Here is a 20,607-nt window from a genome sequence, read left to right on the forward strand (position 1 = left end):
TGCCACTCCGTTCGTAGGGAATGGTGAGGGACCGGCCGTCTCACTGACGCACGTCGAAATCTGCCGGTGCGGCTGAACGTAACCGACAGGCAGCGACATCGACAGAGGTGAAAAGGCCCTCTGGCCGATCAGGTCAGTCACGGGTCAACCGATCGACCGGCGCGGATCGCGGACGCGAGGAGGGGCGGACCGCCCGCGGCCCGCCCCTCCTCGTACGTCGACGTCAGTCCTCGTCGGACTTCCCGCCGCTCATCCCCGACGAGATCAGCTCCATCACCGAGGAGTCCTGGAGTGTGGTCACGTCGCCGAGCGACCGGTTCTCCGCCACGTCCCGCAGCAGCCGGCGCATGATCTTCCCGGATCGGGTTTTCGGCAGCTCCGCCACCAGCATGATCTGCCGCGGCTTGGCGATCGGGCCGAGCGTCTTCGCCACGTGGTTGCGCAGCTCGGCGATGAGCCGCTCGCCCGCGTCGCCCGTGGTCTCCGCGCTGCCGCGCGGGATGGCGAACGCCACGATCGCCTGGCCGGTCGTCGGGTCGGTCGCGCCGACCACCGCCGCCTCCGCCACCGACGGGTGGCTGACCAGCGCCGACTCCACCTCGGTGGTGGAGATGTTGTGGCCGGACACCAGCATCACGTCGTCCACCCGGCCGAGCAGCCAGATGTGCCCGTCGTCGTCCTTCTTCGCACCGTCACCGGCGAAGTAGACCCACTCGTCGCCGGTGTTCGCGCCGGCGCCGAACCGGGACCAGTACGTCTCCAGGAACCGGTTGTCGTCGCCCCAGATCGTCCGCAGCATCGACGGCCACGGCTCCTTCAGCACCAGGTATCCGCCGCCGCCGTTCGGCACCGACTGGCCCTGGTCGTCGACCACGTCGGCGACGATGCCGGGCAGCGGGCCCATCGCCGAGCCCGGCTTCGCCTCGGTCACGCCCGGCAGCGGCGAGATCATGATGGCGCCGGTCTCGGTCTGCCACCAGGTGTCCACCACCGGCAGCTCACCGCGGCCGACGTGCTGCCGGTACCAGATCCACGCCTCCGGGTTGATCGGCTCACCGACGCTGCCGAGCAGACGCAGCGACGACAGGTCGTACCCGGCCGGGATGTCCTCGCCCCACTTCATCATGGTGCGGATCAGCGTCGGCGCGGTGTACAGGATGGTCACCTTGTACTTGTCGACGACCTCCCAGAACCGGCCCTTGTGCGGGGTGTCCGGGGTGCCCTCGTACATGACCTGGGTGGCGCCGTTGGAGAGCGGGCCGTACACGATGTAGGAGTGCCCGGTCACCCAGCCGATGTCGGCGGTGCACCAGTAGACGTCCGTCTCCGGCTTCAGGTCGAACACCGCGTGCGTGGTGTACGACGCCTGGGTCAGGTAGCCGCCGGTGGTGTGCAGGATGCCCTTCGGGCGGGCGGTCGTGCCGCTGGTGTAGAGGATGAACAGCGGGTGCTCGGCGTCGAACGCCTGCGCCTCGTGCTCCGGGGAGGCGGTCTCCACCGTCTCGTGCCACCAGTGGTCCTTCGCCGACCAGGCGACCTCCTCACCGGTACGCCGGACCACCAGCACGTGCTCCACCGACGGGCAGTTCGCCACCGCCTCGTCCACCGTCGGCTTGAGCGCCGACGGCTTGCCCCGGCGGAAGCCGCCGTCCGCGGTGATCACCACCTTGGCGCTGGCGTCCTGGATCCGGTTGGTCAGCGCGTCGGCGGAGAAGCCGCCGAACACCACGCTGTGCGTGGCGCCGATCCGGGCGCAGGCGAGCATCGCCACCGCCGCCTCCGGGATCATCGGCAGGTAGATCGCCACCCGGTCACCGGCGGTCACGCCCAGCTCGGTCAGCGCGTTCGCCGCCTGGCAGGTGAGCCGGTGCAGGTCGGCGTAGGTGACGGTGCGGGTGTCGCCGGGCTCGCCCTCCCAGTGGATCGCCACCTTGTCCCCGAGGCCCGCCTCGACGTGCCGGTCCAGGCAGTTGTACGCCACGTTGAGCCGGCCCCCGGTGAACCACTTCGCGAACGGGGCGTTCGACCAGTCGAGCACCTGCTCCCACGGCTGGGCCCAGGCCAGCCGGCCGGCCTGGCGCTCCCAGAAGGCCAGCCGGTCGCCGGCCGCCTCCTCGTACGCCTCGGCGGTCACGTTGGCGTTCGCGGCGAGTTCAGCAGGCGGCGGGAACTGGCGCGTCTCGTTCAGCAGATTGGCCAATGCCTCGCTCATGCGGTGACTCCTTCGTCGCGTGACCTGCGTCTCCTGATGCGGGGAAGGTTAGCCCCGGCGTACCGCGCCCGCGACCGTCCGGTCCTCCACCGCGCGCCCAGCGGCCCTCCCCTCGCGCCGAGGTGTAAGGAAGGGCCCTTATTGACAACCCCGGGCATGGGTGGAGCCCAGCGGTCGCTAGCGTGACGGGGTGACCACCGATCCGCTCGCCCCGCTGCTCGCGCTCGCCGACGTCGCCTCCGCCGTCGAGCAGGCCCGCGAGCGGGTCGACCTGGCCCACCGGCACCGCGCGCTGCGCCGCCAGGGCGGCCAGGTCGCCGCCGAGGTCAGCCTCCGCTCCGCCGTGGCCAGCGCCGCGCTGGAGGGCCGCGTCCACGACCGCGAGGAGGTACGCGCCGGCACCGTCACCGACCCGGTGCTCCAGGGCGCGCTGCGGGTCGCCGGGGCGCTGCCCGGGCTGAGCGACCTCTGGCCCAAGGCGCCCCGGCAGGTGCTCGCCCGGCTGCACGTGCTCGCCGCCCGCGACGTGGTCACCGAGGAGGAACTGGGACGGCCCGTCGCCGACCCCGTGGTCGCGGCCCGTCTCGACGGCCTGGCCGCCCTGGCCGCAGGCGGCACGAAGGTGCCACCGCTGGTGCTGGCCGCCGTCGTACACGGCGAGCTGCTGAACCTGCGCCCGTTCCCCGGCCCGTCCGGCGTGGTGGCCCGCGCCGCCGCCCGGCTGGTGCTGATCTCCACCGGGTTCGACCCCCGCGGGCTGGTCGCGGTGGACGTCGGTCACCGCGAGCGCGAACCGGAGTACGTCGGCGCGGCCGGCGCGTTCGCCACCGGCACGCCCGACGGCCTGCGCTCCTGGCTGCGGCACTACATGAGCGCGGTGGAGGTCGGCGCCGACCAGATCACGCTGATCGGCGACGAGATCCTCGCCGCGTCCTGAGAGGGCGCGGGTGTCAGGCGATGGGTGCGGCGGTGCGGGTGCGGCGGTGCCGGCCGTACCAGGCGATGCCGATGGCCACCCCGACGCCCACGCCCAGTGCCGCCGCCGCGACCGGCACCGCAGGCCGTTCGCGCAGCCGGCGGCCCAGCGGGATCGGGTGCCGGAACTCCAGCACCGGCCACGAGTTCTCCACCGCCAGCTTGCGCAGCGCCCGGTCCGGGTTGACCACCGTCGGATGCCCCACGCACTCCAGCAACGGGCGATCGGAGTACGAGTCGGAGTACGCGTACGAGTCGGCCAGGTCGTAGTCGCGCTCCAGAGCCAGTTCGCTCACCGCCTCGACCTTGCTCGGACCGGCCGCGTAGAACTCGACCTCGCCGCTGTAACGGCCGTCCACCACGCCCATGCGGGTGGCGATCACATCGGTGATCCCGAGCAGCTCACCGATCGGCCGGACCATCTCGTCGCCCGACGCGGAGACCAGCACCACGTCCCGCCCGGCGGCCTGGTGCTCCTCGATCAGAGCGGCCGCCTCGGCGTACACATAGGGGTTGATCAGCTCGTGCAGCGTCTCCGCGACGATCTGGCGGACCTGTTCCACCGGCCAGCCCTTGCAGAGCGTGGCCAGGTAGTCCCGGGTGCGGGCCATGGTCTGCTCGTCGGTGCCGCCCAGCCGGAACATCAACTGCGCGTACGCCGACTTGACCACGTCACGCCGGGTGATCAGCCCGTCCCGGTAGAACGGCCGACCGAACGCCAGTGCGCTCGACTTGGCGATGACGGTCTTGTCGAGATCGAAGAAAGCGGCGCTACGGCCCACGGCGCGAAAGTCTAGCCCGACGGGCGACGTCCGGGCGTCCGCCCGGGTGGCGAAAGCTGATGAGCACCCGGAGGAGTGATGGCGGTCACAGGTAGTTATCGATGAATTTAGCTTTGCGTGGAGTGAACAACACTCGACGTATAAGGGTCGACTGCGGCATGCTTATGCTCGCGACGGGAGTTCGCATACCCGGCGCCGCTCGGCCCTCGGCGGTTGCACCCCCCGTAACCGCTGAGTCGGTTCGGCTCGACCCCCCCGGAGCCGAACCACAGACGACCCCCGTCTCCCCCCGACGGGGGTCGTCCCTTTGCACCGTGAGCGCTCCGCCGCAGATCACAGGTCATCTCCTTCCCCGTCGAGCAGGCTCCCCGAGGGCGTTTCTCCGGTCGGAGGCAGCAGAGAGGCAGCAGAGCCGTTGAACGCCTCCAGGACGCGGGCGGCGTAGTCGTCCGGGGTGTGGGTGTAGCGGTTGAGCGTCGTCGACGCCTGTTCGTGGCCCATCACCCGCTGCACCAGGTTGATCGGAACGCCGTCGGTGACCAGCCAGGTGGCGTAGGCGTGCCGCAGATCGTGGAACCGCATCCCGCCGGACGCCTTGCCCGCACGCAGGCGACAGCCTCCCGCTTGGTGGTGAACTCGGCCGACCACTCGATGCCCTCCCGGTCCGGCCAGGTCGCGCGGTACCGGTGCGGGCCGGTGTTGACGACCTGCCCGAGCAGCCCGGCGCGGACCAGCGACGGCAGCCACACCCGGCGCCGGAAGTTCGATCGGCGCAGCGGCCGGCCGACCCGGTCGCGGAAGACCAGGACTCGCGGGTCCGGATCGTCGGCGGCGTTGTGCAGCTCGCGGAGCGCGGCCAGGAGGAACGCTCTCGATTCGCTGGCGGGGATTAGCTCGATCGGGATCTGGGAATGCCAGGGCCATGGATCGTCGGCGGAGAGTAGCGGCCACCATCCTTGGCGCAGTCATCGGTGGTCTGCTGTCCGCGCTGTTGACCGGCTGGAAACATCCGGTGGTGACCCTCGTTGTCTGGTTGGTCATCTGGGCGCCTCTTGAGCTACCCCCGCTTTCATGGAGCTTCTTGATCATGGTCTGATGGCCGTGGGGAGGAAGTTGTCCGTGGCAGCACCGAAGAAGTACCCCGATGAGCTACGTCAGCGCGCTGTGCGTTTGTACCGCGAGTCGGATCCGAAGCCGGTGATCCGGCGCCTGGCCGAGCAGCTTGGTGTGCATCACGAGGCGCTCAGGAACTGGATCCGTCAGGCTGAGGCCGACGCCGACGAGCGTCACGACCGGCCGACCAGCGAGATGGCGGAGGAGAACCGCCGGCTGCGCAGGGAAGTCACCGAGTTGCGGCGGGCGAACGAGATTCTGAAGGCTGCGAGCGCGTATTTCGCGGCGGAGCTCGACCCGACCCGGCGACGGTCATGAGGTTCATCCACGAACACCGTGACCAGTTCGCGGTCGCGCTCCTGCTACGGGTCCTGAACATCGGTGCTTCGACCTACTACGCGTGGGTGAAGCAGGTCGAGCAGCCCTGCGACCGTGACGTGGTCGACCTGGGTCTGGTCTCCAACATCCACGAGATCTGGGAGACATCGGGGCGCACCTACGGCGCGGACCGGGTCCACCGGCAGCTACGCCGTGACGGCATCTACGTGGGCCGTAAGCGGATCGAGCGGTTGATGGCGCAGCAGGGCTGGCAGGGGGCGTTCCTGCGTCGAGGCTGGCGCGGCGGCTCCACGAAGCAGGATCCACGGCACACACCGGCACCGGATCTGGTCAACCGGCCGTTCACCGCCGACGGGCCGAACCGGCTCTGGGTCGCCGACGCCACCCGCATCCCCTGCGGTGAGGGCGTGTTCTGGTTGGCTGCGGTCCGCGACGTGTTCTCCCGCCGGATCGTCGGCTGGAAGACCTCCGACCGCTGCGACACCGACCTGATCCTCGCCGCCCTCGAATACGGCATCTGGTCGCGTGATGTCCGCGACGGCCAGTTGATCCACCACTCGGACAGGGGATCGAACTACACGTCGTTTTGCTTCGCGGAACGCTTGCAGGACAACGGGATCCTGCCCTCGATGGGATCCGTCGGCGACAGCTACGACAACGCCCTGATGGAGAACTTCTGGTCGACGTTGAAGATCGAACTCGTCTACCGCACGAGCTGGCGGACCCGGGATGAGGCCGAGAACGCGATCTTCGCCTACATCGACGGCTGGTACAACACCCGCCGCATCCAGAAGGAACTGGGCTACCTCAGCCCAAACGAGTACGAGACCGCCTGGCACAGCCACCGAACCGAGCCAGCCGAGCCACCTATCGCCACCCCTGCACCAGCCGGCAGCAGGTAACCACCGCTCCATCAAAGCGGGGGGAACTCATCCCGCCTCTCACGCTCCTCGCGGTCGATCTGCTCGTAGATTTCCTGTTGTCAGCCAAGGCTGCCTCATAGGCGGCGACGAAGGCGGGCGGCGCGGGAGAGGGGTTGCCTGCACGTAGTTCCCCGAGCGTTCGCAGCCGCTCGCCCGCGGTCGACCGGTAGGTCTCCACCGGCAGGACAGCGGCGAGTTCGGCGCTCGGCGGGACCTGGTGCAGCTGGCCCAGGAAGTCGCCGTACTCGATCCCCGTAGTCAGTGGCTGACCGTGCGCTCAGTGCTCCGCCCTCGCGGCACATAGCAGATCCACTACTCCGCCGAGGTCTGTCCACATCACACTTCGTCGTCCACAGGCGAGCGGTCATCCCCCTCGCTCGCCTCGTCGGCTCGGCAGGCTACCGGGGACGTCCGAGTCCGACCGATGGAGGCCGCCATGCCGCCGCGCACCCCTCTCCCGCCGTACCGTCGCCTGCCTCTGCTCGTCACCTCCGACGGCGACCTTCTCGACGAGCTGCTGCGGCTCGCGGCGGCCGGTGGCACCGAGGTCGAGCTGGCCGCCGATCCGGCGGCCGCCCGGGCCCGCTGGGCGCCGGCGCCGCTGGTGCTGGTCGGCGCCGACCAGGCGGCGGCCTGCCTGCGGGCCCGCCTTCCCCGCCGTCCCCGCACGGTCCTGGTCGGTCGCTCCGGCCAGCTCGATCCGGGTACGGAGTTGGCCGAGCTGATCGGCGCGGAGCACGTCGCGACGCTGCCGGCCGCCGAGCCCTGGCTGATCGACCGGTTCGCCGAATGCGGGGCCGGCCCGGCGGGACCGGCGTCGGGGCGGGTGGTGGCGGTGCTCGGCGGGCGGGGCGGCGCCGGGGCCAGCGTGCTGGCCGGCGGGCTCGCCGTCACCGCGGCCCGGTCCCGGCTGCGCACGCTGCTGGTCGACGCCGACCCGCTCGGCGGCGGTCTCGACCTGGTGCTCGGGTGGGAGCAGCTCGACGGGTTGCGCTGGCCCGAGCTGGCCGGCACGGACGGGCGCGTCGACCCGCCGTCGCTGATCCGCGCGCTGCCCAGCCGAGGCGACCTGGTGGTGCTCTCCTGGGACCGGGGCGACCTGCGGCACCTGCCGGCGGAGGCGATGGCCGCGACAGTCGACGCCGGACGGCGAGGGCGGGATCTGGTCGTGCTCGATCTACCCCGGCACCTCGACGACGCGGCGGTGATCGCGCTCCAGGCCGCCGACCGCGCACTTCTCGTCGTACCGGCCGAGCTGCGGGCGGCGGCCGCGGCGGCCCGGGTCGCCGCCGTCGCCGCGCCGCACTGCGTCGACCTCTCGGTCATCGTGCGCGGCCCGGCGCCCGGCCGGCTCCGCGCGGCCGAGGTGTCCCGGGCGCTGGGCCTGCCGCTCGCCGGCACGCTGCGACCCGAGCCGGGACTGTGCCGTGGGCTGGAACGGGGCGAGGCGCCGGGCGCGAGCGGGAAGGGGCCGCTCGCCGCGCTCTGCCAGCGGCTCGTGGACGAGATGGCCGGCTCGTCGGCCGCTGGTGCGGCGTGACCACGCCGGCTGACCCGGGGGAACTGGCCGCCCGGGTCCGGCACCGGTTCGCCGCCGAGGCCACCCCGGTCACGCCGGCGGCGATCGTCTCCGCGGTACGCGCCGAACCGGCGGCGGCGGTGCTCGGTGACACCACGCTGCTGCGGATCGCCGACCGGGTGCACGACGACCTGGTCGGCGCCGGCCCACTGGCGCCGCTGCTCGCCGATCCGCAGGTCACCGACGTGCTGGTGAACGGGGTCCGCGTCTGGGTCGACAGAGGGCGAGGGCTGCATCAGGTCGCCGTGCCACTGGGCACGCTCGACGACGTACGCCGCCTGGCGCAGCGCCTCACGTCGGCGGCCGGGCGGCGGCTGGACGACGCCTCCCCGTACGCGGACGCGCGGCTGCCCGACGGCACCCGGCTGCACGCGGTGCTGCCTCCGGTGGCGACCGACGGGCCCTACCTGTCGCTGCGTACCTTCCGGCAGCGGCCGTTCACACTCGACGAACTGGTCGAGCGGGGCACCGTGCCCCGGCCGGTCGCCCCGCTGCTCGCCGCCCTCGTGGCGGCCCGCCTCGCGTACCTGGTCAGTGGCGGCACCGGCTCCGGCAAGACCACGCTGCTCAACACGTTGCTCGGGCTGGTGCCCGGCACCGAGCGGATCGTGCTCGTGGAGGACGCCGCCGAGTTGCGCCCGGTGCACCCGCACGTGATCGGGTTGCAGGCGCGGACGGCGAACGTCGAGGGCGCCGGTGCCGTCGGGCTCGGCGACCTGGTACGGCAGGCGCTGCGGATGCGGCCGGACCGGCTGGTCGTGGGCGAGTGCCGGGGCGCCGAGGTGGTCGACCTGCTCGCCGCGTTGAACACCGGCCACGACGGCGGGGCGGGAACGCTGCACGCGAACACCCCTGCCGACGTTCCGGCCCGGCTGGAGGCGCTCGGGATGCTCGGCGGCCTGCCCCGGCTCGCGTTGCACGCCCAGGTCGCCGCCGCGTTGCAGGTCGTCCTCCAGCTCCGCCGCACCGGCGAGGGACGCGTGCTGGACTCCATCGGCCTGCTGTTGCCCGAAGGGCCCGACCGGGTGGTGACCGTGGTCCCGGCCTGGGTACGCGGCCGGGGTCTCGGTCCGGCGGCCCGGGCGCTCGCCGACCTGGTGCGGGAGCGGGGAGCGCCGGTGCCGCCGATCCTCCAGGCCGCGTGGCCCACCCCGGCGGAACCGTCGTGACCGGCCACCTCTGGCCGGCGGTCCTGCTCCTGGTCGCCGCGGCGGTCGCCGTCGCCTGGCCGGTACGTGCCGGTCGGGCCCGGAGGCTGGCGGTGCTGGGTGAGCCGGGCATCCCGGTGGAGCGGGCGGAGGGAGCGCGTTCCGCCCCGCCGGACCCACCACGACGTCCACTCGACTCCAGGCCGAAGGCGTCCGCCGGTCCGCCCGGCCGCGACCGGGAGCGGACTCGACCCGGTGCCGGGCGCCACGTTTCGGTGTCACCTTCCGCACTGGCCCGCCGGATCCGGCGGTGGGCCGCCGCCCCCGGGTCTTCCGCCGGACGCCTGCTGCCCGCTGCGGCACTGTGTGGCGCCGTGACCGGGGCGCTGCTCGGCGGCCCGGTGGCCGCCCTGGTGCTCGCCACCTATGGCGTGCTCGCGGCCCGGGCGGTGCTGCGCCGGCGTACCAACCGGGCGGCCGCCCTCGCGCACCGCCGCGATCTCGACCGGCTGGCCGCCGTCGCCGCCGACCTGCGGGCCGGGCTACCTGCCGACGGCGCTGTCGACGACGGCCCGGGACGCGTCGCGCGGCTGGCCCGCGCCGCGGGCAGGCTGGCTGACCGGACCGGTGCGCCGCTGGCCGATCTGCTGGAACGGATCGAGGCCGACGCCCGCGCCGCCGATCGGGGCCTTGCGGCTGCCGCCGCCCAGGCCGCCGGGGCGCGGGCGACCGCCTGGCTGCTGGCCGCGTTGCCGCTCGGCGGGATCGGTCTCGGCTACGGCATCGGGGTGGACCCGGTGGCAGTGCTCCTGCACACGCCGGTGGGCGCCGGAAGCGCGGTCGCGGCGGTCGTGTTGCAGGTCGTCGGGTTGCTGTGGGCCGAGCGGCTCGGCGTCGCGCCCGGACGGGCCGCCTGATGGCACGGCAGGTGCTGGCCGCCGCCTGCCTGGGCGGCGCCGCATCGCTGCTGGTCGTCGCCGGTCCGGTGGTCCGTCCGGCGCGGCGGCTGCGCCGGCTCGCCCCGGCGACGACGCCGGCCCGCCCGGCGTGGTGGCCGGATCGGGTACGCCTCGGCGCAGCGCTGGCCGGGATCGCCGTGGCGGTCGTGGTCGGCGGCGTGACGGGCGTGTTCCTCGGGCTGCCGGCCGGTGTCGCCGCCGACCGTCTGCTGCGCCGGATCGAGCCGCGCGCCGCCCGGGAACGGCGACTGCGCGAGGCAGTCGACCTGCCACTGGCCGCGGATCTGCTGGCGGCCGCGCTGCGGGCGGGCGCACCGGTCGACCGCTCGGTGCTCGCCGTCGCCGAGGCGCTCGGTGGACCGCTCGCGGACCGGCTCGGCCGGGTCGGCCGCACGCTGCAGCTCGGTGGCGACCCCGGCGAGGCGTGGGCGCACCTGAGCGGCGTCACCGGGGCCGAACCCGTGGTCGCGGCGGCGGTCCGCTCGTCGAACAGCGGCGCCGCACTGGCTCGCGCGCTGACCCGGCTGGCCGACGACCTGCGTGCCGAACGGTCGACAGCGGCCGAGGCGGCGGCCCGCCGGGCGGGCGTGCTCATCGTGCTGCCGCTCGGGCTGTGCTTCCTGCCCGCCTTCATTCTCGCCGGTCTGGTGCCGGTGATCGCCGCCGTCCTCGGCGACGTGCTGTGAACCATCGAGAAGGGACGTACGACATGCGCAAGCTCCTCACCCGCCTGCGGGGTGACGCCGGCATGAACACCGCCGAGTACGCGGTGGGCACCCTCGCCGCGGTCGCCTTCGCCGGGATCCTGCTGAAGGTGCTCACCTCCGGAAACGTGCAGTCCGCGCTGACCGCCGTCATCGACCGGGCCCTGAAGTGATCGGGCGCCGGCGGGCCGGCCGTCGTGGTCGGTGGCTGACCTCAGCGGTCCCGCTGGGCGTATCAACCGGGCCCGGCCCGCTCCGGGACGCCGGCAGCGGCCGGGCCGGGGTGGCGTGGCGGCGGTGGCGCTCGTCGATCGCGTGCGAGCGGGGCTCCTTCACCGCCGAGTTCGCGGCCGGCCTGCCGGCGCTCATGCTGCTCCTCGTCGCCGGTCTGACCTCCGTGAACGCGGTGGGCACCCGGCTCGCGTGTGTCGACGCCGCCCGGGAGGCGGCTGTCGCCGCGGCCCGGGGTGAGTCCGGCGCGGTCGCCGGAAGCCGGTACGCCCCGGACGGCGCCCAGGTGGCCGTGACGGTCGCCGGTGATCGGGTGACGGCGACGGTCCGGGCGCCGGTCCGGACCTTCGGGACGCGGCTGCCTCGCCTGGTCGTGTCGGGGGAGGCGGTGGCCGCCGTGGAACCCGGTGCACCGGTGCCGTGAGAGCTGAAGGATTCCCGGCTGACTCGTCGTCCCGCCGGCCCGCCGCAGGAAGACCGCCGATCACGGGCGGTCCATGGAAGAGCGGGGAACGCGGGCAGTCCGCCGGCGGTAGGTCCTCGGCGGACCGGGGCGGCGCCACCGTATGCCTGCTCGCGGTAGGGCTCGTGTTCGTGTTGGTCGGGGTGTTCGGTGCCGCGCTCGGGGCGGCCCGGTGCGCGCGGCATCAGGCCCGCAACGCGGCGGACTTCGGGGCGCTGGCCGGTGCCGCGCAGGTGCTCGACGGAACCGGCGCCGCCTGCGGTCGTGCCGCCGACCTGGTCTCGGCAAACGGTGGCCGGATGACCGGGTGCCGGGTGGACGGACTGGACCTGATCGTCACGGCGCGGGTACGTGTCGCACCGCTGCCGGGACTGACCCGGGACGCCACCGCGACGTCCCGGGCCGGCCCGGCCCGGTCCTGACGGGTGGACGCCAGTGCCGGAACCGGGAGCCAGCCGGGGGCCGCAGGTCAGCGGGACTGCAGGGCGTCCAGTCCGACCGCCATGGCGATGACCAGTCGACGGTCGATCTGCGGGTGCTGGATCTCCACGGAGTACCGGTCCCGCAGGCCCCACTTCCGGTCGACCGAGAACACCGGCTGTCCGCCGGTCACGAAATCGAAGTGGTACGGCAGCCAGGAGAGCGAGTCGACGAACCGGCGCAGCAGCGCCACCGGCATGCTGCGCTCCTGCCCGGTGGCGGGCGGCAGCCCGGGCTGCTCGACGTGCCACGTCGAGCGCAGCAGTGACTGGGCGAAGTCCTTGCGGAACAGCCCGATGGGGTTGCCCGCGTGGTCCGTCACGTCGTAGGTGGCGCCGAGGTCGAGCCGCTGACGGGCCTTGAAACCGAGAAGGGGGTACTGCTTGGTGTCATCGGTGTAGATGGTCACCTGCTCCTTGAAGGCGAGCCGCTTCTGCTGCGCGAACGCGAGCAGCCCTCCTTCGGAGCCGTCGGGCGCCACCGAGTGCACCTCGTACTGGTTGACCATCATCCGGATCCGCTGACGGATGATGAACCGCTGCTGGGCCTGCAAATTATCGGGCGACATCTGATCTCCTTCGAGGGGTCGCCGGAGTCTCGCACAGCAGGCCCAACGCCGTTGGCCCGACCGCATCCCGCTGCCTGGACGAGCGCCTCCCGCATGCCGAACGGCCAGCAACGGTCGACACGCCGCCATGGCCGGCGAACCGCGCCGGCCAGCACACCGCGCCGGTCAGCACGCCGCAGTCCAGCACACCGCGGTCCAGCACGCAGCGCCGGGCGGGGCGCACGGTGACCGGCACGCCGCGACGGGCGCGTCCGGGCGAGGCGCAAGGTCAGCGACCGCCGTCGAGGGTGGCCTTCATCGCCCAGGTGTTCAGCACCTGATGGATGCCGCGCAGACGCTCGTTAATCTGCTCCAGCCGCTCCGCCTGGGCGAGGGTGGCCATCGCGGTGCCCAGCGCTATCTGCTGGTCGGGGGTGAGGTGTTCCTGGTCGATGGTGTAGAGCAGTTCGACGGTCTCGGCGATCGTGTCGGCCACGGCGGCACCTCCGGCGGGACGGGTCTCGGGTCACCTGCGCTACCGGAAATGATGCATGGAAGCGCTCCCATGTATCAATGCCCTGACCGCCCCCTGCTCATGCCTTTTCCACACCGGTACGGCGAAGGGGTGGGCTCAGCGCCTCCCGATACCGCAACCTCCCGACGTGGCCGGCGAGCCCTCCGGCGGGCCGGTCGAGCCATCCGGCGGCGCGACCTGCCGGCGGTCGAGGAGGTCAGGCGGGTGTGCCGCCGGTCGCCGGAGCCGGGTGGGCCACTCGGTCGCCCTGCCGGGGCAGCGCCTCACCGCGCCGCGCCTCCGAGCCCGGGCCGCCGCCCACCTCCGGGCCGCCCACCTCCGGGCCGTCCGCGTGCGGGCCGGCAAACGCGTCCGCGCGACCGGCCGCGGCCAGGTTGGTCAGCACCACGTCGAGGACCTTCACCGCCTCCGCCTTGGCCAGCGGGTTGTTGCCGTTGCCGCACTTCGGGGACTGGACGCAGGACGGGCACCCGGTCTCGCACCCGCATTCGGCGATCGCGTCCCGGGTGGCGCGCAGCCACGCGGCGGCGGTGCCGTACGCCCGTTCGGCGAAACCCGCGCCGCCGGGATGGCCGTCGTAGACGAAGACGGTGGGCGCCTCGGTGTCCGGGTGCAGGGCGGTGGACAGCCCGCCGATGTCCCACCTGTCGCAGGTCGCCATCAACGGCAGCAGGCCGATGGCGGCGTGCTCGGCGGCGTGCAGCGCGCCCGGCACGTCCGGCGCCTCGACACCGGCGCCGGTCAGCGACTCGGGGGACAGCGTGAACCACACCGCGACGGTGCGCAGTTCGCGGGCCGGCAGGTCCAGCGGGCGGGTGTCGATCACCTCGCCGGTGGCGATGCGCCGCCGCTGGTACGACACCACCTGGCTGGTCACGTCCACCTCGCCGAGGAACAGGCCGACCGGTCCGGCGTCCACGTACGAGCGGACCGACACCACAGACAGCGAGGTGACGTCGCGGGCGTGGGTGGACCAGTCCGGCTCCTCGGCGTGCACGAGCGCGCACCCGTCGGCCAGGTCGAGCGAGTCGACCACGTACGAGACGCCCTGGTGCAGGTAGACAGCGCCGGTGTGCAGCAGGAAGTGCGCCGATCCGCCGTCAACGGTGCCGAGCAGCCGGCCGGTGGACTCCTCCACCACGCACACCGGTGCGCCGCCCTCGCCGCGCAGGTCGACCTCGGGGCGTTCCCGGTGCCGCCAGTACCAGCCGGTGGGCCGCTGCCGCAGCGCCCCCGCCTCGACCAGCGAGTCCACCGCCTCCTTGGCGCCCTCCCCGAACAGATCCAGGTCGGCCGGGGTGAGCGGGGACTCGTGGGCGGCGCAGGCGAGCTGCGGTGCGAGCACGTACGGGTTGGCCGGGTCGAGCACAGTCGCCTCGACCGGCCGCCCGAACAGCGCCTCCGGGTGGTGCACCAGGTAGGTGTCGAGCGGGTCGTCCCGGGCCACCAGCACGGCGAGCGCCTCGTCGCCGGAGCGCCCGGCCCGCCCGGCCTGCTGCCACAGCGACGCGCGGGTGCCGGGCCAGCCGCAGATCAGCACCGCGTCCAGCCCGACCAGGTCGACGCCGAGTTCGAGCGCGTTGGTGGAGGCGAGCCCGAGCAGGTCGCCGTGCAGCAGCGCCCGTTCCAGCTCGCGGCGTTCCTCGCGCAGGTAGCCGGCCCGGTAGGCGGCCACCCGGTCGCCCAGCCCGGGCACCGCCTCGTCGAGCGCCCGCCGGGTGTTCGCGGCGACCACCTCGGCGCCCCGGCGGGACCGCACGAACGCGAGCGTGCGTACCCCCTCGACCACGCTGTCGGCGAGCAGGTCGGCGGTCTCGCGCAGTGCGGAGCGCCGGACCTGGACGAGGTCGGCGCCGGGAGCCGAGTCGGCGGGAGGCAGCAGTGGCGGTTCCCAGAGCGCGAACGTCACTCCGCCGCGCGGCGAGGTGTCCTCGGTGACGGCGGTGACGGGCAGGCCGGTGAGCCGCCCGGCCGCCGTCGCCGGGTCACCCGACGTGGCCGACGCCAGCAGGAAGACGGGGGTACGCCCGAAGCGGGCGCACTGCCGGCGCAGCCGCCGCAGGACGTGCGCGACGTGTGAGCCGAAGACGCCCCGGTAGGTGTGGCACTCGTCGACGACCACGTACGCGAGGCGGCGCAGGAACCCGGACCAGTGGGCGTGCCCGGGCAGGATGCCGTGGTGCAGCATGTCCGGGTTGGTCAGCACGAACCGGGAGTGCCGGCGGATCCACTCCCGCTCGGCGCGCGGCGTGTCTCCGTCGTAGGTGGCGGGGCGTACCCCGTCGAGTTCGAGAGCGGCGACGGCGCGGAGCTGGTCGGCGGCGAGCGCCTTGGTCGGCGCCAGGTAGAGCACGGTGGCGCGCGGGTCGGCGAGCAGCGTGCTCAGCGCGGGTAACTGGTACGCCAGGGATTTGCCGGACGCCGTGCCGGTGGCGACGACCACGTGCTGTCCCGCGTACGCCAGCTCGGCGGCCTCGGCCTGGTGCCGCCAGGGGGCGGTGACGCCGCGTCGCGCGAACGCCGCCCGCAGTTCCTCCGGTGCCCAGCCGGGCCACGCGACGGGCTCGCCGGCGCGGGCCGGGACGCGTTCGACGTGGGTGACCGGGTCGGTGGCGTGACGCAGCCGCAGCCGGTGCAGCAGCTCGCCCGGAGCACGTCGCGGGCCGGGGCTGTGGTCGGTCACGTCCTGCACTCTCGCACTGGTGTTCGGAATTGGGAACCGCAGGGTGGGGTAAGGGGAGAGCCCTGGCGGTGACCCGAGGGGTCGCACGGGGAGATGGTTAGATGCCCTGGAGAGTTTACCGAGGAGGGGCCGATGGAGCTGTCGCTGGCGACCCGTGCCGTGGGTGAGCACACGGTGCTCGAGGTCGGCGGTGAGGTGGATGTCTACACCGCCCCCCGCCTACGGGAACGGCTTCTGGAGCTGATCGACGGCGGGGCCCACCACGTGGTGGTCGACCTCGGCCGGGTGGACTTCCTCGACTCGACCGGGCTGGGTGTGCTCGTCGGCGCGCTCAAGCGGCTGCGCTCGGCCGGGGGTTCCTTCGCGCTGGTCTGCGACAAGGAGCCGCTGCTCAAGATCTTCCGGATCACCGCCCTGGACCAGGTCTTCCCGCTGCATCCGACGGTCGACGCGGCCATCGCCGCCGACTCCACCGGCGCGTGATGGCCACCGTCAAGCTGTCCTTCTCTCCGGCCCCGGTGCACGTGCGTACCGCCCGCCTCGTCGGCGTCGCGGTGGCCCGGCGGGCCGGCGTACGCGAGGACCTGCTGGACGAGGTGCGCCTGGCCATCGGTGAGGCGTGCACGCGGGCGGTCGCGCTGCACCGGCAGTACGGCCTGGCCGACCCGGTGTACGTGGAGATGTCCGACGGCGGCGGCTACACGGTCCGGGTGGTGGACCGGGCCCCGATCGAGGCGGGTCTCGGCCTGGCCGCGCTCGGCCCGGACGAGCTGGCGAAGGAGTCGCTCAGCGAGGACGCGCTGACCACCGGCGTGGGCTTCGCGCTGCTCGCCGGTTTCGTGGAGGATCTCCAGGTCCGCCCGGTCGACGACGGTGTCGGCACCGAGGTGCGGATGTCCTGGCCGGCCGGCCGCGCCTGACCCGTTTCGCACACGCAGGCCGCGTTCCCTTCAGGGGAGCGCGGCCTGGTCGTATTGGTCGCGCCATATATCAGATTTTTTCACATAACACAGTTACGAAGATCATCGAGACACGGTGCCCCCTGCCTGTGACCCTCGCCACGCCGGAGGGCTACAGTACGCGGGTTGTCAGCAAGTGATCCCATCCCGTAGCCGGCGGGAACGGGAGTTCATCGCTGGTCCGCCGAGGTGGGTCGGCGCGCGCTTGCGAATCCGCATCCAGGCGTCGGCCCGTGCGTCTCCACGGGTCGGCGCGAGTTGTTCGGTACAGGAGGACATAGATGTCCGGGACCTTGGCCGCCGACGGCGGCGCACTGTCCCTTACCGGAGCCAACGTGACGTACGTCGTCATCGCCGCGGTCATCGCGCTGGTGGCGCTCGTCTTCGCGGCCGCCCTCACCAGGGCGGTCCTGGCGGCCGGTACGGGAACCCCCAAGATGCAGGAGATCTCCGGCGCGGTGCAGGAGGGCGCGTCGGCGTACCTGCTGCGGCAGTTCCGCACCCTGGCGATCTTCGTGGTGATCGCCGTCGTGTTGCTGTTCCTGCTGCCGGTGCACGACACCGACGGCAACGAAACCCTGGTGAAGGTCGGCCGCTCGGCGTTCTTCGTGGTGGGTGCGCTGTTCAGCGCGTTCATCGGCGGCGCCGGCATGTGGCTGGCCACCCGCGCCAACCTGCGGGTGGCGGCGGCCGCGCGGGAGCGGGAAGGCGGGCGCGAGGGCGCCATGAAGATCGCCTTCCGTACCGGCGGCGTGGTCGGCTTCCTCACCGTCGGTCTCGGCCTGTTCGGTGCGGCGCTGGTCGTGCTGATCTTCCGGGGCGACGCCCCGACCGTGCTGGAGGGCTTCGGCTTCGGCGCCGCGCTGCTCGCCATGTTCATGCGGGTCGGCGGCGGCATCTTCACCAAGGCCGCCGACGTCGGCGCCGACCTGGTCGGCAAGGTCGAGCAGGGTATCCCGGAGGACGACCCGCGCAACGCCGCCACCATCGCCGACAACGTGGGCGACAACGTCGGCGACTGCGCCGGCATGGCCGCCGACCTGTTCGAGTCGTACGCGGTCACGCTCGTCGCGGCGCTGATCCTCGGCCGGGCCGCGTTCGGCGAGACCGGCCTGGTCTTCCCGCTGATCATCTCCACCATCGGCGTGCTGGTCGCGATCGTCGGCGTCTTCATCACCCGGCTGCGCGCCAGCGACCGCAACGGTCTGACCGCGATCAACCGGGCCTTCTACCTGTCCGCGCTGCTCGCCGCGGTGCTCGTCGCGATCGCCGCGTTCGCGTACCTGCCGGCCACGTTCGCCGAGCTGGAGGGCGGGCTGACCGACGTCGACCGCAACCCGCGGCTGGTGGCCATCGGCGCGGTCGTGATCGGCATCGTGCTGGCCGCCGCGATCCAGGCGCTCACCGGCTACTTCACCGAGACCAACAGGCGCCCGGTGCAGGACATCGGCAAGAGCTCCCAGACCGGTGCGGCCACCGTCATCCTCGCCGGCATCAGCGTCGGCCTGGAGTCGGCCGTCTACTCGGCGCTGCTGATCGGCGCCGGCGTCTTCGGCGCGTTCCTGCTCGGCGGCAGCTCGATCACGCTGTCGCTGTTCGCCGTCGCGCTGGCCGGCACCGGCCTGCTCACCACAGTCGGCGTCATCGTCGCGATGGACACGTTCGGCCCGATCTCCGACAACGCGCAGGGCGTGGCGGAGATGTCCGGCGACATCGACGAGCACGGCGCGCGGACGCTCACCGAGCTGGACGCCGTCGGCAACACCACCAAGGCGATCACCAAGGGCATCGCGATCGCCACGGCGGTGCTGGCCGCGACCGCGCTGTTCGGCTCGTACACCGACACGCTGCGCTCGGCGTACGAGGACGCGGGCGTGGGCGACGTCGGCACCGAGATCCTCAACTCGCTCAACGTGTCCAACCCGCGCAACCTGGTCGGCCTGATCATCGGCGCGGCTGTGGTCTTCCTCTTCTCCGGCCTGGCCATCAACGCGGTCTCCCGCTCGGCCGGCGCCGTGGTGATGGAGGTGCGCCGCCAGTTCCGCGAACTGCCCGGCATCATGGACGGCACCCAGCGGCCCGAGTACGGCAAGGTTGTGGACATCTGCACCCGGGACGCGCAGCGTGAGCTGATGACCCCCGGCCTGCTGGCCATCCTGGCCCCGATCGCTGTCGGCTTCGGCCTCGGCCCGGGCGCGCTGGCCGCGTACCTGGCCGGCGCGATCGGTGCGGGCACGCTGATGGCGGTGTTCCTGTCCAACTCCGGTGGCGCCTGGGACAACGCCAAGAAGCTGGTGGAAGACGGCGCGTACGGCGGCAAGGGCTCCGAGGCGCACTCCGCCACCGTCATCGGCGACACCGTCGGCGACCCGTTCAAGGACACCGCCGGCCCGGCGATCAACCCGCTGCTCAAGGTGATGAACCTGGTCTCGCTGCTGATCGCGCCGGCCGTCGTCGCCTGGAGCGTGGGCGACGACAAGAACAATCCGCTGCGCATCACGATCGCCGTGGTCGCCGCGCTGATCATCGCGGGGGCAGTGGTGTTCAGCAAGCGCAAGGGCGTGGTGATGACCGACTCGGACAGCGACGCCGGCACCCCGGACCAGCGTCCGGAGACGGTGAACGCCTGATCGCACGCGACGGTTCCCGGCCGGCCCCGGCCGGCCGGGAACCCCGCACCCGGCAAACCTGACCGGTGGCGGTTCGCCCCGGAGGTCGTACGCTGCATCGCATGCGTACGCGCCGGGCGGCAACCGCCGGAAAGCTCACGGTGGTCCTGGCCACGCTGGTCCTCGTCGTCACCGGTTGCGGTGGCGGTCCCAGCCCTCGGGTCTGGGCCGCGTCGGTGTGTCAGGCGCTCACCCCGTGGCGCGCGGAGATCTCCAAGCTGACCAGCAGCACGCAGCAGCAGATGACCGCGCAGACCACCCCGGCGCAGGCCAAGGAGAACCTGGTCCGGCTGTTCGCCGGGGCCGAGCAGGCCAGCGAGGACGCCCGGCGCAAGGTCGAGGAGGCGGGCGTGCCCGAGGCCGACCGTGGCGCCGAGGTGTCCGCCGGGTTCCTGGGGTCGCTGAGCAAGATGCGCGACGCGTACGGCCAGGCCCGGGACTCCATCGACCGGCTCGACACCGCCCAGGCCGGCCCCTTCTACGACGGCGTGCGCGCCGCCGTGGACACGCTCAACAAGGAGTACGACGCGAGCGCGCTGGACACCAGCAAGCTCAACTCGACAGAGCTGAAAGAGGCCTTCGACGAGGTCCCGGAGTGTCGCTGACCCCTCCCACCCCGAACCCCGCCCGCCAACCCTCGCTGTTCTCCACCGAGGCGGCCGATCCCGCGCTGGCGGATCTCGCCGGCCTGCTCGCCGGGCCGGGTGAGGTGGGGCGGATGGGCGGCACCGCCCGGATCTCGGTGGTGGTGGACGCCGCCTGGCGGGTGCACGTGCTGGTGGCCGAGCTGGGCGCCCGGGGTGTGCCGGCGAGCTGGGAGCCCACCGAGGACGGCCGGCATCGGGTGCGCACCGCGTACACGAGCATGCTGGCGCCGCTCGCGCGGGCCTGGCTGCGCGGCGCGGTGAAGCGGCCACCGGCCCGCTTCCACCTGGACGGGCGGCGGCTGCGGCTCTGGGTGGCCGCCGCCGGCACGGCCGAGCCGGCCGGTTTCCGGCTGCGGCTCGGACCGGCCGACGAGCTGTCCTGGCCGGTGGTCCGCGCCGCGCTGGCGGCGGTGGGACTGCCGGCCGCGTTCGTGGAGCCGGACGAGGGCGGGCCCGCGTTCCGGATCGGCGTGCGGCGGATGTCGCGGCTCGCGGAACTGGTGGGGGAACGGCCGGCGACGGCGCCGGTGGCGGAGTGGCCGGGCGCCCGCGGATGACAGCCGGTGTCCGAATCCTGACACCCGGCTACGGTTCCGCTGGGGTGCGCGATCGTCACAGTGACACGCCTGCCGCCCTACCCACGGTGTACCGTGACGCCG

General features: G+C 73.0%; 21 protein-coding genes. 15 read left to right on the forward strand and 6 right to left on the reverse strand.

The genetic code is table 11. From position 1 onward, the window contains the following. Window positions 1-223: 223 nt before the first annotated feature. Window positions 224-2,212: an acetate--CoA ligase gene (gene acs / locus ACFYON_RS04710; RefSeq protein ID WP_354867886.1), complete on the reverse strand. Its 1,989-nt coding sequence runs from the start codon at window positions 2,210-2,212 to the stop codon at window positions 224-226. A gap of 190 nt (window positions 2,213-2,402) precedes the next feature. On the opposite strand from acs, the gene ACFYON_RS04715 reads away from it, so the two are divergent. Then, a complete protein-coding gene (locus ACFYON_RS04715; protein WP_354867888.1) occupies window positions 2,403-3,149 on the forward strand; it encodes an oxidoreductase in 747 nt (248 codons plus the stop codon). Window positions 3,150-3,162: 13 nt separating this feature from the next. Here ACFYON_RS04715 and ACFYON_RS04720 read toward each other — a convergent pair whose 3' ends face one another. Then, window positions 3,163-3,969 (reverse strand): HAD-IB family hydrolase, encoded by an 807-nt coding sequence (locus ACFYON_RS04720; protein WP_354867891.1) that lies wholly within the window; start codon window positions 3,967-3,969, stop codon window positions 3,163-3,165. A 333-nt stretch (window positions 3,970-4,302) separates the two neighbouring features. Beyond that, window positions 4,303-4,551, reverse strand: a complete 249-nt coding sequence (locus ACFYON_RS04725) for a tyrosine-type recombinase/integrase (protein WP_354867894.1) — start codon at window positions 4,549-4,551, stop codon at window positions 4,303-4,305. Between the two features lie 537 nt (window positions 4,552-5,088). Between ACFYON_RS04725 and ACFYON_RS04730 the strand changes: the two genes are divergently transcribed. From ACFYON_RS04730 to ACFYON_RS04770, 9 genes are all read left to right on the forward strand, one after another. Next, complete coding sequence (locus tag ACFYON_RS04730; protein WP_067308719.1) at window positions 5,089-5,400, forward strand: transposase; 312 nt, start codon at window positions 5,089-5,091, stop codon at window positions 5,398-5,400. After that, window positions 5,397-6,323 carry an IS3 family transposase gene (locus tag ACFYON_RS04735; protein ID WP_387188847.1) on the forward strand — a complete coding sequence of 309 codons (927 nt, stop codon included), beginning with the start codon at window positions 5,397-5,399 and terminating at the stop codon, window positions 6,321-6,323. The genes ACFYON_RS04730 and ACFYON_RS04735 overlap by 4 nt, the downstream gene beginning before the upstream one ends. A gap of 457 nt (window positions 6,324-6,780) precedes the next feature. Continuing rightward, window positions 6,781-7,884 carry a septum site-determining protein Ssd gene (gene ssd / locus ACFYON_RS04740; protein WP_354867902.1) on the forward strand — a complete coding sequence of 368 codons (1,104 nt, stop codon included), beginning with the start codon at window positions 6,781-6,783 and terminating at the stop codon, window positions 7,882-7,884. Next, window positions 7,881-9,092 (forward strand): TadA family conjugal transfer-associated ATPase, encoded by a 1,212-nt coding sequence (locus ACFYON_RS04745; RefSeq protein WP_354867905.1) that lies wholly within the window; start codon window positions 7,881-7,883, stop codon window positions 9,090-9,092. The genes ssd and ACFYON_RS04745 overlap by 4 nt, the downstream gene beginning before the upstream one ends. Beyond that, window positions 9,089-9,988: a hypothetical protein gene (locus tag ACFYON_RS04750; RefSeq protein ID WP_387256846.1), complete on the forward strand. Its 900-nt coding sequence runs from the start codon at window positions 9,089-9,091 to the stop codon at window positions 9,986-9,988. The genes ACFYON_RS04745 and ACFYON_RS04750 overlap by 4 nt, the downstream gene beginning before the upstream one ends. Further along, window positions 9,988-10,716 carry a type II secretion system F family protein gene (locus ACFYON_RS04755; RefSeq protein ID WP_387188844.1) on the forward strand — a complete coding sequence of 243 codons (729 nt, stop codon included), beginning with the start codon at window positions 9,988-9,990 and terminating at the stop codon, window positions 10,714-10,716. The genes ACFYON_RS04750 and ACFYON_RS04755 overlap by 1 nt, the downstream gene beginning before the upstream one ends. A 23-nt stretch (window positions 10,717-10,739) precedes the next feature. Next, window positions 10,740-10,907 carry a DUF4244 domain-containing protein gene (locus ACFYON_RS04760; RefSeq protein ID WP_013283643.1) on the forward strand — a complete coding sequence of 56 codons (168 nt, stop codon included), beginning with the start codon at window positions 10,740-10,742 and terminating at the stop codon, window positions 10,905-10,907. A gap of 110 nt (window positions 10,908-11,017) precedes the next feature. Further along, the gene (locus ACFYON_RS04765) at window positions 11,018-11,389 is read left to right on the forward strand and encodes a TadE family type IV pilus minor pilin (protein ID WP_387188843.1); all 372 of its coding nucleotides are present in this window, start codon (window positions 11,018-11,020) and stop codon (window positions 11,387-11,389) included. Continuing rightward, complete coding sequence (locus ACFYON_RS04770; RefSeq protein ID WP_387188842.1) at window positions 11,386-11,850, forward strand: Rv3654c family TadE-like protein; 465 nt, start codon at window positions 11,386-11,388, stop codon at window positions 11,848-11,850. The genes ACFYON_RS04765 and ACFYON_RS04770 overlap by 4 nt, the downstream gene beginning before the upstream one ends. Window positions 11,851-11,897: 47 nt before the next feature. Here ACFYON_RS04770 and ACFYON_RS04775 read toward each other — a convergent pair whose 3' ends face one another. The 3 genes from ACFYON_RS04775 to ACFYON_RS04785 form a co-directional block, all read right to left on the reverse strand. Further along, complete coding sequence (locus tag ACFYON_RS04775) at window positions 11,898-12,476, reverse strand: hypothetical protein (RefSeq protein WP_387188841.1); 579 nt, start codon at window positions 12,474-12,476, stop codon at window positions 11,898-11,900. 268 nt (window positions 12,477-12,744) lie between these two features. Beyond that, window positions 12,745-12,951 carry a hypothetical protein gene (locus tag ACFYON_RS04780; RefSeq protein WP_354867920.1) on the reverse strand — a complete coding sequence of 69 codons (207 nt, stop codon included), beginning with the start codon at window positions 12,949-12,951 and terminating at the stop codon, window positions 12,745-12,747. 235 nt (window positions 12,952-13,186) lie between these two features. Beyond that, window positions 13,187-15,673: a DEAD/DEAH box helicase gene (locus tag ACFYON_RS04785; protein ID WP_387188840.1), complete on the reverse strand. Its 2,487-nt coding sequence runs from the start codon at window positions 15,671-15,673 to the stop codon at window positions 13,187-13,189. Window positions 15,674-15,805: 132 nt separating this feature from the next. On the opposite strand from ACFYON_RS04785, the gene ACFYON_RS04790 reads away from it, so the two are divergent. The 5 genes from ACFYON_RS04790 (at window position 15,806) to ACFYON_RS04810 (ending at window position 20,505) form a co-directional block, all read left to right on the forward strand. Beyond that, window positions 15,806-16,156, forward strand: a complete 351-nt coding sequence (locus ACFYON_RS04790) for an STAS domain-containing protein (protein ID WP_354867925.1) — start codon at window positions 15,806-15,808, stop codon at window positions 16,154-16,156. Then, window positions 16,156-16,593: an ATP-binding protein gene (locus ACFYON_RS04795; protein ID WP_013283650.1), complete on the forward strand. Its 438-nt coding sequence runs from the start codon at window positions 16,156-16,158 to the stop codon at window positions 16,591-16,593. Before ACFYON_RS04790 ends, ACFYON_RS04795 begins: the two co-directional genes overlap by 1 nt. 320 nt (window positions 16,594-16,913) lie before the next feature. Next, entirely contained in the window at window positions 16,914-19,262 is a 2,349-nt protein-coding gene (locus ACFYON_RS04800) for a sodium-translocating pyrophosphatase (protein ID WP_354867928.1), read from the forward strand. Between the two features lie 101 nt (window positions 19,263-19,363). Further along, a complete protein-coding gene (locus tag ACFYON_RS04805; protein WP_354867931.1) occupies window positions 19,364-19,906 on the forward strand; it encodes a hypothetical protein in 543 nt (180 codons plus the stop codon). Further along, complete coding sequence (locus ACFYON_RS04810) at window positions 19,897-20,505, forward strand: hypothetical protein (RefSeq protein ID WP_354867934.1); 609 nt, start codon at window positions 19,897-19,899, stop codon at window positions 20,503-20,505. Before ACFYON_RS04805 ends, ACFYON_RS04810 begins: the two co-directional genes overlap by 10 nt. Window positions 20,506-20,607: the final 102 nt, after the last annotated feature.

Origin of the sequence: Micromonospora sp. NPDC005686, assembly GCF_042871665.1 — a bacterium.
In the GTDB taxonomy this organism is placed as follows: domain Bacteria; phylum Actinomycetota; class Actinomycetes; order Mycobacteriales; family Micromonosporaceae; genus Micromonospora.